This is a genomic window from Rhodococcus sp. 1168 (assembly GCF_002091955.1).
Classification (GTDB): Bacteria; Actinomycetota; Actinomycetes; order Mycobacteriales; family Mycobacteriaceae; genus Rhodococcoides.
The window spans coordinates 5,001-16,963 of record NZ_MKKY01000090.1 but is presented as its reverse complement, the minus strand read 5'-3'; the positions used below and the strand labels follow the sequence as shown (position 1 = coordinate 16,963).

The 11,963-nt window shown below is 60.3% G+C and carries 12 protein-coding genes and 1 rRNA gene (1 of these 13 only partly in view); 12 read left to right on the top strand and 1 reads right to left on the bottom strand.

All coding sequences use genetic code 11. The features are described 5' to 3' along the window. The first annotated feature begins 36 nt into the window (after positions 1–36). From BJI47_RS20440 to BJI47_RS20390, 10 genes are all read left to right on the top strand, one after another. Positions 37–441: a hypothetical protein gene (locus BJI47_RS20440; RefSeq protein ID WP_254900722.1), complete on the top strand. Its 405-nt coding sequence runs from the start codon at positions 37–39 to the stop codon at positions 439–441. A 360-nt stretch (positions 442–801) separates the two neighbouring features. Beyond that, positions 802–1,578 (top strand): F0F1 ATP synthase subunit A, encoded by a 777-nt coding sequence (gene atpB / locus BJI47_RS20430; RefSeq protein WP_176224990.1) that lies wholly within the window; start codon positions 802–804, stop codon positions 1,576–1,578. 69 nt (positions 1,579–1,647) lie between these two features. Continuing rightward, complete coding sequence (locus BJI47_RS20425; RefSeq protein ID WP_084346430.1) at positions 1,648–1,896, top strand: ATP synthase F0 subunit C; 249 nt, start codon at positions 1,648–1,650, stop codon at positions 1,894–1,896. A 7-nt stretch (positions 1,897–1,903) separates the two neighbouring features. After that, the gene (locus tag BJI47_RS20420) at positions 1,904–2,467 is read left to right on the top strand and encodes a F0F1 ATP synthase subunit B (RefSeq protein ID WP_084346429.1); all 564 of its coding nucleotides are present in this window, start codon (positions 1,904–1,906) and stop codon (positions 2,465–2,467) included. Positions 2,468–2,474: 7 nt separating this feature from the next. Further along, on the top strand, positions 2,475–3,302 hold the full coding sequence (locus BJI47_RS20415; RefSeq protein WP_088945460.1) for a F0F1 ATP synthase subunit delta: 828 nt from the start codon (positions 2,475–2,477) through the stop codon (positions 3,300–3,302). Positions 3,303–3,393: 91 nt separating this feature from the next. Beyond that, positions 3,394–5,037 carry a F0F1 ATP synthase subunit alpha gene (gene atpA / locus BJI47_RS20410; RefSeq protein ID WP_088945459.1) on the top strand — a complete coding sequence of 548 codons (1,644 nt, stop codon included), beginning with the start codon at positions 3,394–3,396 and terminating at the stop codon, positions 5,035–5,037. A 54-nt stretch (positions 5,038–5,091) separates the two neighbouring features. Continuing rightward, on the top strand, positions 5,092–6,066 hold the full coding sequence (locus tag BJI47_RS20405) for a F0F1 ATP synthase subunit gamma (protein WP_088945458.1): 975 nt from the start codon (positions 5,092–5,094) through the stop codon (positions 6,064–6,066). Between the two features lie 3 nt (positions 6,067–6,069). Beyond that, the gene (gene atpD, locus BJI47_RS20400; RefSeq protein WP_084346425.1) at positions 6,070–7,518 is read left to right on the top strand and encodes a F0F1 ATP synthase subunit beta; all 1,449 of its coding nucleotides are present in this window, start codon (positions 6,070–6,072) and stop codon (positions 7,516–7,518) included. 30 nt (positions 7,519–7,548) lie between these two features. Next, entirely contained in the window at positions 7,549–7,908 is a 360-nt protein-coding gene (locus tag BJI47_RS20395) for a F0F1 ATP synthase subunit epsilon (protein ID WP_088945457.1), read from the top strand. 31 nt (positions 7,909–7,939) lie between these two features. Then, complete coding sequence (locus BJI47_RS20390) at positions 7,940–8,377, top strand: DUF2550 domain-containing protein (protein WP_088945456.1); 438 nt, start codon at positions 7,940–7,942, stop codon at positions 8,375–8,377. Between the two features lie 24 nt (positions 8,378–8,401). Here BJI47_RS20390 and BJI47_RS20385 read toward each other — a convergent pair whose 3' ends face one another. After that, positions 8,402–8,986 (bottom strand): cob(I)yrinic acid a,c-diamide adenosyltransferase, encoded by a 585-nt coding sequence (locus BJI47_RS20385; RefSeq protein ID WP_088945455.1) that lies wholly within the window; start codon positions 8,984–8,986, stop codon positions 8,402–8,404. 54 nt (positions 8,987–9,040) lie between these two features. Here BJI47_RS20385 and murA point away from each other — a divergent pair, with 54 nt between their 5' ends. Next, entirely contained in the window at positions 9,041–10,330 is a 1,290-nt protein-coding gene (murA, locus tag BJI47_RS20380; RefSeq protein WP_088945454.1) for a UDP-N-acetylglucosamine 1-carboxyvinyltransferase, read from the top strand. 1,364 nt (positions 10,331–11,694) lie between these two features. Next, positions 11,695–11,963 (top strand): 16S ribosomal RNA (locus tag BJI47_RS20375); it runs 1,249 nt beyond the window's last position.

The window sequence follows — 11,963 nt, the reverse complement described above, 5'->3', positions numbered from 1 at the left end:
TTCTCTCCTGCGCCCGTGCCCGATCAATCCGACGCGATGCGTTCTGCCGTCCGCTACGGCGTCATCGGTTTGGTTGTGCTGACTGTTCTCGGCGCGATCGTCGCTACCCTCTTCGCAGGGCTGCCAGGATTGTGGGGTGCGCTCATCGGCGCGGCCCTCGGCGGCGGGTTCATTCTGACCACGGCCCTGTCCATTGCCTTGACATCCAAGTTCCCGCCGACGATGGTCGGCGCGGTTCTCCTGGGCGGGTGGCTGGTAAAGATGTTGCTGGCGATCGTCGTTCTCGGGGTGCTCAAGGACATGGACTTCTACAGTGAGAAGTCGCTGGCACTCGTCGTGGTGGCGGCGTTGGTACTCGTTTTGGGGGCGGAGGTCTACGGTGTCGTCCGTACCAAAGCGCCGTACGTGGACGAACAGCACGACGAGCACGAGTCCGACTGAACGTAGTACGACACTGTGTCGTAATCGGTCAAGAAGAGCCCCACCTACACAACGTCGTAGTTGGGTTGATAAAGTTCCGACCAAGTGAGGGTTGAACTGCTGCGAAGAGGGCATTTCGCAAGCACGACAATCTTTACAGGTAGCCGAAAGCGCGTGAGCAGTTTCAAGACGCGCTCGACAAGCTGCCGAGTCGACGTGAGTCGCCGACACCCGACAGACGCTGGCCGGTGAAGACAAGGCCTCAGCTGCTGACGACCTCGAGCCGATATCGTCGACTTGATAGATCGTCAATGTCCGATCGAACCGCAGTCTTAGCAGTCTGCGGCCCGAACACGGGAGAGACCGCTGAGCGTCACCAACCTGGCTGCGGAGTTCCATCCGCCGTCTATATCCGACTTCTTTCCTCCCGCCGTGTTGTTCGAAGGGACCCCCTTCGAACTCGACCGGCTGATGCTTATCCGCATCCTGATGAGCCTCGTGCTCGTAGTGTTGTTCGCGGTCGCCATGAGAAGCCCCAAAATCGTTCCTCGTGGGCTGCAGAACGTCGTCGAGTACGGTCTCAGTTTCGTCAAAGAGCAGATTTGCGACGAGATTCTCGGTAAAGAGCAGGGCAAACGGTTCGCGCCCATCATCATGACCATCTTCTTTGCGGTTCTGTTCATGAACCTCTCGTCGGTGATTCCGTTCCTGAACATCTCGCCCAACGCTCGAATCGGTATGCCACTGGTTCTGGCTTTGATCGCGTACGTGGCGTTCAACTACGTCGGTATCAAGAAGTACGGGTTGTTCAAGTACGTCAAGAGCAGCATCGTGGTTCCGGATGTGCCCCTCGCGCTGCACTTCGTTCTGGTGCCGGTCGAGTTCATCTCCACCTTCATCCTGCGGCCGTTCACGCTGACTGTTCGTCTTATGGCCAATATGCTTGCCGGCCACCTCATGCTCGTGCTGTTCTTCAGCGCGACTCAGTTCTTTTTCTTCCAGGCCGCAGCGGGAATGAAGATCTTCGGTATTTTCTCGCTGACCGCAGGTTTCGGCTTCACTCTCTTCGAACTCTTGGTCATCGGCTTGCAGGCGTACATTTTCGCGCTGCTGACAGCCGTGTACATCGACCTTGCGTTGCACGCAGATTCACACTGATCCACCACTAGCTAGACCTGACCCACGCGCCGTCCGGCGAGTGGGCAACAGAAAGGGAACGGAATTCTAATGAGCCTCGCGTACCTGGCACAGGAAACGACCAGCACGGTGACCGGCGCTGGATACGGTGCAATCGGTTACGGTCTCGCCGCGATCGGACCTGGTATCGGTATCGGCATCGTGGTCGGTAAGGCCATCGAGGGCATCGCACGCCAGCCCGAACTGCAGGGCACCATCCGTACCAACATGTTCCTCGGCATCGCATTCACCGAAGCGCTCGCGCTGATCGGTATCGTCGCCGGCTTCCTGTTCGGTTAATCCCCACATGGCAACCAACATCGCAATCTTGGCCGCGGAGGCCGAAGAGGACATCAATCCTCTGCTCCCCGCGACATACGACATTGTTTGGTCTGCGATCTGCATCGCCATCATCGGCTTCATCTTCTGGAAGTACATTCTTCCGAGTTTCCAGAAGGTCTTGACCGAGCGCGGAGATCTGATCGAAGGCGGCATCAAGAAGGCCGAAGAGGCTCAGGCCGAGGCCAAGGCAGCACTCGAGCACTACAACGCACAGCTCGCCGAGGCTCGTTCCGAGGCTGCGCAAATCCGTGAGGAAGCGCGCACCCAGGGCCAGGCGATCCTCGCTGAAATGAAGACGAAGGCGCAGGAAGAGAGCGACCGGATCGTGGCCGCAGGCCACAATCAGCTCGTTGCTCAGCGTCAGCAGATCGTCACGGAACTTCGAAGCGATCTCGGACGCACAGCAGTAGAGCTCGCTGAGAAGGTCATCGGAGAGCAGTTGTCCGACGAGGCGAAGCGAGCAGGCTCGATCGACCGTTTCCTGAGCGAGCTCGACTCCGTCACCGCTGACTCTGCAGCCGGAAAGTGAGATAACCATGTACGCAACTTCTCGTGAGGCTCTTGCCCGCACGCGTTCGGTTGCGAACGATGCACTGGGTTCTGCGTCGGCAGGAGTTGCAACTGCTGCTGCCGCGCAGACGGGTGCCGAGCTCTTCGCAGTCGTGGAGACGCTCGACGGGCAGCGCACGTTGCGTACCGCGCTTGCGGATGCGTCGGTTTCGGCCGATCGCCGCAGCGCGCTCGCTGAGCAACTGTTCGCAGGCAAGGTGTCCGAGACCACCACGAAGATTCTCGTGAGTGCTGTTTCGGACAGCTGGTCCAAGCCATCGGATCTGCTGAATTCTTTGGTCGAACTGGGACGTGAAGCTCTGCTTCGCGCCGCAGCAGATCAGGATCAGCTCGATACGGTCGAGGACGAATTGTTCCGGCTGGGTCGGATCGTGGCAGCCAACCCCGTGCTCGAACAGAACCTGTCGGATCTCGGCAAGCCTGTTCACGCGAAACGCGAACTTCTCGGACGCCTGCTCTACGGCAAGGTGACAGCAGTTACCGAGGCGTTGGCGCTCCAGTCCGTCGGTCGACTCCGCAAAGCGGCGCCCGCCGACGCTTTCGATCAGCTGGCAGGACTTGCCGCGCAGGTGCGCAACCAAATCGTTGCGCACGTCTCCAGTGCGGCTCCACTCAATGACAGTCAGCTCGAAAAGCTGACCGCGACGCTGACCCGGACCTACGGCAAGCCGGTCACCGTTCATGTCGAGGTCGATACCGAACTGCTCAGCGGACTCGTGGTCCGGATAGGCGACGAGGTCATCGACGGTAGTGGGGCAGGCCGCCTCGCTGCATTGCGAAAGACACTCAAGTAGTCCGATTACGGACACCACAGTCCGATAAGAAGAGCTTCGAAAATTCGAAGCCTTGGACACCGCGATCATTTAAGGAAGAGCAGGAAAAAATATGGCGGAGCTGACGATCTCCTCCGACGAGATCCGTAGCGCGATCGAGAACTTCACCGCGAGCTACTCACCGGAGTCCTCCCGCGAGGAGGTCGGCACGGTTACTGACACGAGCGACGGAATCGCCCATGTGTCGGGACTGCCGTCGGCTATGTCCAACGAGCTGCTCGAATTCCCCGGTGGAGTGCTCGGTGTTGCGCTCAACCTCGACGCCACCGAAATCGGTGCCGTCATCCTCGGTGACTACGAGCACATCGAAGAGGGCCAGGAAGTCAAGCGGACCGGTGACGTTCTTTCCGTCCCCGTCGGCGACGGCTACCTCGGTCGCGTTGTCAACCCTCTCGGACAGCCTATCGACGGCCTCGGGGACATCGAATCCAGCGAGACTCGCGCTCTCGAGCTGCAGGCAGCCTCGGTGCTCGAGCGTCAGCCCGTCGAAGAGCCGCTCCAGACCGGAATCAAGGCCATCGACGCGATGACCCCGATCGGCCGTGGACAGCGCCAGCTCATCATCGGTGACCGCAAGACCGGCAAAACTGCGGTCTGCATCGACGCGATTCTGAACCAGAAGGCCAACTGGGAGAGCGGCGACGAGAACAAGCAGGTTCGCTGCATCTATGTCGCCATCGGTCAGAAGGGTTCCACGATTGCAGGCGTCAAGGCTGCTCTCGAGGAGCGCGGAGCGCTCGAGTACACGACAATCGTCGCGGCTCCTGCATCCGACTCTGCCGGTTTCAAGTGGCTTGCTCCGTACACCGGCTCGGCCATCGGCCAGCACTGGATGTACCAGGGTAAGCACGTTCTGATCGTGTTCGACGACCTGACCAAGCAGGCCGAGGCATACCGTGCCATCTCGCTGCTGCTGCGTCGCCCGCCGGGCCGTGAGGCATACCCCGGTGACGTCTTCTACTTGCACTCCCGTTTGCTGGAACGCTCGGCGAAGCTGTCCGACGAACTGGGTGGCGGTTCGCTGACGGCATTGCCGATCATCGAAACCAAGGCCAACGACGTCTCGGCATACATCCCGACCAACGTCATTTCGATCACCGACGGTCAGGTCTTCCTCGAGTCCGACCTGTTCAACAAGGGTGTTCGGCCGGCCATCAACGTCGGCATCTCCGTCTCTCGTGTCGGTGGCGCTGCGCAGACCAAGGGCATGAAGAAGGTCTCCGGTTCGCTGCGTCTCGAGCTCGCTCAGTTCCGTGAGCTCGAAGCCTTCTCGGCTTTCGCTTCCGACCTCGACTCCGCCTCCAAGGCGCAGCTCGAGCGTGGCGCTCGTCTGGTCGAACTGCTCAAGCAGGATCAGTACTCCCCGGTCGCCGTCGAAGATCAGATCGTCTCGATCTGGCTCGCTGGTCAGGGTGCATTCGACTCCGTGCCGGTCGCCGACGTACGCCGGTTCGAGACCGAACTGCTCGAAGACCTGCACCGCAACGCCGGTGGCGTCTACGAGAGCATTGCCGGCGGTAAGGCTCTCGACGATGACGCGCAGAAGGCTCTGACCGAGGCAACCGAGAAGTTCAAGTCAGGCTTCCTGGATTCCGAGGGCAACCGGGTGGTCAACGAGGCAGAAGCGGACACGCTGAACGCCGACGAGGTTAACCAGGAACAGGTCAACGTCACTCGCAAGACAGTCAGCAAGTAGGTCAGCGACATGATCAGTGTTCTCACGAGTAGAGAAGGGAGCGTGAACAGCTAGATGGCAAGCATTCTCGAGCTGCGTTCCCGGATCAAGTCGGTCAACTCGACCAAGAAGATCACCAAAGCGCAAGAATTGATCGCGACATCGCGAATCATCAAGGCGCAGGCCCGCGTTGCGGCGTCGAAGCCGTACGCGGAGGAGATCACCAATGTGCTCTCGGCTTTGGCGAGTGCGTCCGGTTCGCTGGACCACCCGCTACTGAACGAGCGTCCCGAGCCGAAGCGGGCTGCGGTTCTGGTTGTTACCAGCGACCGTGGAATGTGTGGTGGCTACAACTCCAACGTCCTCAAGGAAGCGGAAGAGCTTTTCCAGCTTCTCCGCAAAGAGGGCAAGGATCCAGTCATCTACGTGCTCGGTGCGAAAGGGCTCGGTTACTACACCTTCCGTGAGCGCGATGTGAAGGCAGCATGGACGGGCTTCTCACAGGAGCCCGGTTACGCCGACGCAGCCAAGGCCAGTAAGCATCTGGTCGAGCTCTTCATGGCAGGTTCTGGCAACGAAGTCGATGCGCCGAACGGTGAAGGCACCATCGAAGGTGTCGACGAATTGCACATTGTCTACACACGTTTCGTGTCGATGCTGACGCAAAAGCCCGAGGTGCGTCGGATGGCTCCGCTGGAGGTCTCGTACACGGACGAAGAAATCGAAATGGGTGCGGATGCACTCACCGACTCTCCGTCTGCGTCCGATGTCCAGGCCCAGTACGACTTCGAGCCAGAGGCAGGAACGCTTCTGTCGGCTCTGCTGCCGAAGTACATCAGCACGAGGATCTACTCCTCGCTGCTCGATGCGGCTGCGTCCGAGTCGGCTGCGCGCCGCACAGCTATGAAGGCCGCGACGGACAACGCGAACGAATTGGTCGAGACTCTCAGCCGTCAGGCTAACCAGGCTCGGCAGGCCCAGATCACCCAGGAAATCAGCGAAATCGTCGGTGGCGCTAACGCGTTGGCTGACAGCGCAGGAAGTGACTAAGCAATGACCGCAGCAGTAGCCCAAGAGAACGCGAGCGGAGCGGACACGCAGTCCGGCCGTGTCGTTCGGGTCATCGGCCCCGTTGTGGACGTCGAGTTCCCGCGCGGCGCCATCCCCGCCCTGTTCAACGCTCTCCACGCAGAGATCACCCTGCCGACGGTGGCAAAGACCCTGACACTCGAGGTTGCTCAGCACCTCGGTGACAACCTGGTCCGCACCATCTCGATGCAGCCGACCGACGGCCTGGTTCGTGGAACCTCGGTCACCGACACCGGCAAGCCGATCTCGGTTCCTGTCGGCGACGTCGTCAAGGGCCACGTCTTCAACGCACTCGGTGACTGCCTCGACACACCGGGTCTCGGCCGCGACGGCGAGCAGTGGGGCATCCACCGCAAGCCACCAGCCTTCGATCAACTCGAAGGCAAGACCGAGATCCTCGAGACCGGTATCAAGGTCATCGACCTTCTCACCCCGTACGTCAAGGGCGGCAAGATCGGCCTGTTCGGCGGAGCAGGCGTGGGCAAGACGGTTCTCATTCAGGAGATGATTACCCGTATCGCTCGCGAATTCTCGGGTACATCAGTGTTCGCGGGCGTCGGTGAGCGCACCCGTGAGGGAACCGACCTCTACCTCGAGATGGAAGAGATGGGCGTCCTTCAGGACACCGCCCTTGTCTTCGGCCAGATGGACGAGCCGCCGGGCACGCGTATGCGCGTCGCGCTGTCGGCACTGACCATGGCGGAGTACTTCCGCGATGTTCAGGGACAGGACGTTCTCCTGTTCATCGACAACATCTTCCGTTTCACACAGGCAGGTTCGGAGGTGTCGACCCTCCTGGGCCGTATGCCTTCCGCCGTGGGTTACCAGCCGACTCTGGCGGACGAGATGGGTGAGCTCCAGGAGCGCATCACCTCGACCCGTGGACGGTCGATCACCTCACTGCAGGCGATCTACGTTCCCGCCGACGACTACACCGACCCGGCTCCCGCCACGACGTTCGCGCACCTCGACGCAACGACCGAGCTTTCGCGTCCGATTTCCCAGATGGGTATCTACCCCGCTGTGGACCCGCTGAGCTCCACGTCGCGAATCCTCGAGCCCAGCATTGTCGGCGCAGAGCACTTCCGCGTCGCCAACGAGGTCAAGCGGATCCTGCAGAAGTACAAGGAACTGCAGGACATTATCGCGATCCTCGGTATGGACGAGCTTCAGGAAGAGGACAAGGTTCTGGTCGGCCGCGCGCGCCGTATCCAGAAGTTCCTCGGTCAGAACTTCATCGTTGCCGAGAAGTTCACCGGTGAGGCCGGATCGGTCGTGTCGTTGACCGACACCATCGAGGCGTTCGACAAGGTCACCAAGGGCGAGTACGACCACCTTCCCGAGCAGGCCTTCAACAGCTGTGGTGGTCTCGACGACGTCGAGGCAGCAGCCAAGAAGATGGCCGGAAAGTAGCCCGACGTGACTTCTTCGGAAACGAACGGCATGGAGGTTTCACTCGTCGCGGTCGAGCAGAAACTGTGGTCCGGTAACGCGACCCTGGTGAGCGCTCAGACCACGGAAGGCGAGATCGGGATCATGGTGGGGCACGAGCCCGTATTGGGCCAGCTGGTCGAGGCCGGGACCGTGTCCATCACCACGACCGACGGAGAGAAGATCGTCGCTGCTGTGCACGGCGGATTCTTGTCGGTCACTGGAAAAACCGTCACCGTGCTGGCGGAGTCTGCGGACTTCGCTCAGGACATCGACGTAGATGCAGCTCGCTCGGTGCTCGACGCAGGCGGCGACGACAAGGAAGCCCTCGCAATCGCGAAGGGCCGAATTCGCGCTGCTGAGCGCGCCTAGATCAACGAGAAGCCGCGACGGAGTCTGCGAAATGCGCATCGGAGTGATTGTTCTGATCATTCTGATTGCGCTGCTCGCAGCAATCGTCGCGGCTTTCCTGTATCGCCTGTACATCGTTCGCGGAGGCGGAACCGCCGCGATCATGCGCGTGAAGCCCTCTTCGGGGGGAAGCGGATGGCGACATGGCGTCATCCGGTACGGCGACAACACCGTAGTGTTCTTCAAACTCTCGAGCTTGCGTCCGGGGCCGGACCACAAGTTGACCCGTCAGGGCATCGAGGTCGGCGAGCGGCGTAAGCCCCGCGAGAACGAATTCGACATCATGAGTGACGAGATCGCTGTGCTGGAGCTGTCCGACGCCGGCCGCCACTTCGAGATCGCCCTGGACCGCGGCGCGCGGACCGCTTTCATGTCGTGGCTGGAGTCGCGTCCCTCAGGAAGATCACAGCGCGGACGGCCGGCAGTGTGATTCCCCGATGGCGTTCGACCCTGATCACTCGCCGGTAGAGCGCGAGGCTCCCGGAACCCACTGAACATCGCCGCCGGGATTGGCATACCTACTGAGGATGAACAGTAGATCGGAAAGCCTGTTCAAGTATTTGGACGGCAACGTGCTGGTGTCCTCGGGACTCGCGTCGACAGCGGCCCATGCAGCCCGTTCGGCGCGTCGAGCGACCGTCCGAGCCGTGTGCAGTAGCGCTCCGAGAGGTGTTCCACCTGGGAGTATGAACGACGTCAACGGCTCCAGTTCTTCATTGAACTCGTCGCACCACTGTTCCAATCTGTCGATGTACGACTGATCGATACGCAACGGTGGGTATTTGGGTTCCGCGACGACAGGTGTGGATAGATCAGCGCCCGCGTCGAACAGATCGCTTTGAATCGTTCGAATGACCTTGACGATGTTCTCCGGCGGATTCCCAAGTGCCAGAACCACTCCGAGGCTTGCGTTGGTTTCGTCGCAGTCGGCGTAGGCAACGAGGCGGGGGTCGTTCTTGGTGACACGGGAGAAGTCGCTCAGTCCGGTTGTCCCGTCGTCACCGGTGCGAGTGTAGATACGGGTCAAGTGCACAGCCATGGAGCAACGGTACCGCTCCAGTGGGGGAGACAGGCCCGGCTACGCTGTTGAACCGTGAGCGAACGCTTTTTGGTATCCGGAGGAAACCGACTCGTCGGCGAGGTGTCTGTCGGCGGTGCGAAGAACAGCGTGCTCAAGTTGATGGCGGCGACCTTGTTGGCCGAGGGTACGAGCACCATCACCAATTGTCCCGACATACTCGATGTTCCCCTGATGGGCGAGGTTTTGCGAGGCCTGGGCTGCGAGGTTGTACTCGAGGGTTCGGTCGTACACGTCACCACGCCGGCAGAGCCGAAATATCATGCAGATTTTCCAGCAGTCAAACAGTTCAGGGCATCGGTCTGCGTGTTGGGGCCGCTGGTCGCTCGGTGCAAGCGTGCGGTGGTTGCTCTCCCCGGTGGCGATGCGATCGGTTCGCGCCCCCTCGACATGCATCAATCCGGTCTCCGTTTGCTCGGCGCGCACAGCGAAATCCAGCACGGTTGTGTAGTGGCAGAGGCCGACGAGCTACGCGGGGCCAACATTCGCCTGGCCTTTCCCTCGGTCGGGGCTACCGAGAACATTTTGATGGCCGCTGTACTTGCCAAGGGTGAAACCGTCATCGACAACGCCGCCCGTGAACCGGACATCGTCGATGTGTGCAACATGCTCAACAACATGGGGGCTCAGGTATCGGGCGCTGGCACCTCCACTTTGACGATCAAGGGTGTCGAGTCCTTGAAGCCGACGACTCATCGAGTTATCGGCGATCGCATCGTGGCGGCTACCTGGGGTATTGCTGCGGCCATGACGCGCGGCGATGTCCGTGTTCGTGGTGTCAACCCCAAGCACCTCTCCCTTGTCCTCGACAAGCTGCGCTCCGCGGGATCCGAAATAAGCCTGGAGGTCGACGGATTCCGCGTCGTTCAACACGAGCGTCCGACAGCCGTCAATTTTGCGACCTTGCCCTTCCCCGGTTTCCCGACGGATCTGCAGCCCATGGCGATCGGATTGGCCGCTGTAGCGAACGGCACGTCGATGATCACCGAGAACGTGTTCGAGGCGCGTTTCCGCTTTGTCGAAGAGATGATCCGGTTGGGGGCCGATGCAAGAACAGATGGGCATCATGCGGTCGTTCGCGGTGTGCCTCAGCTGTCCAGCGCCCCGGTGTGGTCCTCGGACATCAGGGCAGGAGCAGGCTTGGTGCTGGCTGGTTTGTGTGCCGATGGCGTCACCGAAGTTCACGACGTCTTCCACATAGACCGTGGATATCCGAAGTTCGTCGAGAACCTGACCGACCTCGGCGGGAACATAGAGCGTGTGAGCGAAGAATCCGAGCCGTCGGTGACGGAACTTTTGCAGTAGAGGTCTCCAGGCCGCTGGTTCAGGGCGAGATCGGTGCCCCAGACGATCAGAGCGCTGGGGCACGTGGTGCCAGATATCCCGTGAAGTAGTCCGGGAGCCAGGTGTGGGTCGACCGCTTGGGGCGAAGAAACACCGGTGAGGTCGAGGTACGGCGTATCTGCGCCGAACGCGGCCAGCCGATTGGTCAGTGGGGTTTGAATCTGCTGGATTCGGCAGTGCCAGAGGATGTTTCGGGCACTCTGGCACTGTGCGATGCGCCCCTCCTCGCTCGAAGTTGCATGGGGTGTCCGCCTGGTGTGATCGACAAGAGCGGCGACGTCCACGCACCAGGCGCTGTAGCAGTTCGGGAGTGGGCGGCCGCGGTGTGTGGCCGGTGACCGCGCGCGGATCCGGTACAGGAGATATCTTCTTCGCCGGGCTGGGAAATTCCACTGTCTCCACTGTGAGTTTTCAAGCCTTGCTCGACGAGGGGCCGACTACAGCACTCCTCGCTTGAAGGGGTGCTCGCTCATGGTTCCGACATCCCGCCACCTTGTCTTCGGTATCGAACCGTAGGAAGCGAGTGGGCTTTGTGCTGATCATCGGCCGCGGGTGGGTCCTTACGTGCATCAGTCACAGACGCGATGGTGCAGAGGTGTGTGCTCCGCTAGCGAGTGACTACGGCCGGCGGTCCGAAGAGCGAGCGACGGCGAGATGGTCGCCGAAGCAGTTCAGGTGCCGATGGGTACGTATGCAGGAGTAGTAGTTCACCCGCTGTCGCGATGCCTGATTCCAGGCGCCCAGGGACGTCCGCAATCCGTCTCGACGGCGCAGATGCACACTATGTCGGGCGTCACAATCGGCGAAGGTCGCTCAATTGGGGGGCGCGGCAGTTTCTACCGACCTCTGAGCTGGGCCGATGCGAGGCCAAGCACCCGTGAGCAGGCGATTTGCTTAGGGGTCCACTCTCGCGTAACTTTTGTCGAGTCAGAGCGACACGGACACCGACCCGGTCTTCACGGACAGGGAAAACGAGGTTGTACAAAGTTCGTCTCAATGGCTTGTAGTAAACAGAATATCCCCCAAGAGTCGGATCTTTGCATCCGAGACCAAGCTGGGATAGGCTGGAACGGTTGCCCCAGGCGCTGCGAGAACATTGTTTTCGTGTGGTGTGTGGTGTGTGCGTGTTCTTTGAGAACTTAACAGTGTGTCGATGAATGTCAGTGCCGAATTTTATATTTGGTGAAAGCATCCGATGTCGATGATCATCCGCTTGTGGTGGTTATGGTTGGGTGTTGTTTTATAGCTAGTTGAGTTTTTTTGCTAGTGATTTGGCTCTTATGTCTTTGACTGATTAGCAGCTTCGGCTGTGATATCTAGAGTCTTTTACGGAGAGTTTGATCCTGGCTCAGGACGAACGCTGGCGGCGTGCTTAACACATGCAAGTCGAGCGGTAAGGCCCTTCGGGGTACACGAGCGGCGAACGGGTGAGTAACACGTGGGTGATCTGCCCTGCACTCTGGGATAAGCCTGGGAAACTGGGTCTAATACCGGATATGACCTGCTCTCGCATGGGGGTGGGTGGAAAGATTTATCGGTGCAGGATGGGCCCGCGGCCTATCAGCTTGTTGGTGGGGTAATGGCCTACCAAGGC

What these genes read in the sequence shown, in the direction of transcription:
- BJI47_RS20440 (WP_254900722.1), top strand. Translation starts at nt 37, where the DNA reads ATGCGTTCTGCCGTCCGCTACGGCGTCATCGGTTTGGTTGTGCTGACT.
- BJI47_RS20425 (WP_084346430.1), top strand. Translation starts at nt 1,648, where the DNA reads ATGAGCCTCGCGTACCTGGCACAGGAAACGACCAGCACGGTGACCGGC.
- BJI47_RS20420 (WP_084346429.1), top strand. Translation starts at nt 1,904, where the DNA reads ATGGCAACCAACATCGCAATCTTGGCCGCGGAGGCCGAAGAGGACATC.
- BJI47_RS20415 (WP_088945460.1), top strand. Translation starts at nt 2,475, where the DNA reads ATGTACGCAACTTCTCGTGAGGCTCTTGCCCGCACGCGTTCGGTTGCG.
- atpA (WP_088945459.1), top strand. Translation starts at nt 3,394, where the DNA reads ATGGCGGAGCTGACGATCTCCTCCGACGAGATCCGTAGCGCGATCGAG.
- BJI47_RS20405 (WP_088945458.1), top strand. Translation starts at nt 5,092, where the DNA reads ATGGCAAGCATTCTCGAGCTGCGTTCCCGGATCAAGTCGGTCAACTCG.
- atpD (WP_084346425.1), top strand. Translation starts at nt 6,070, where the DNA reads ATGACCGCAGCAGTAGCCCAAGAGAACGCGAGCGGAGCGGACACGCAG.
- BJI47_RS20395 (WP_088945457.1), top strand. Translation starts at nt 7,549, where the DNA reads ATGGAGGTTTCACTCGTCGCGGTCGAGCAGAAACTGTGGTCCGGTAAC.
- BJI47_RS20390 (WP_088945456.1), top strand. Translation starts at nt 7,940, where the DNA reads ATGCGCATCGGAGTGATTGTTCTGATCATTCTGATTGCGCTGCTCGCA.
- BJI47_RS20385 (WP_088945455.1), bottom strand. Translation starts at nt 8,986, where the DNA reads ATGGCTGTGCACTTGACCCGTATCTACACTCGCACCGGTGACGACGGG.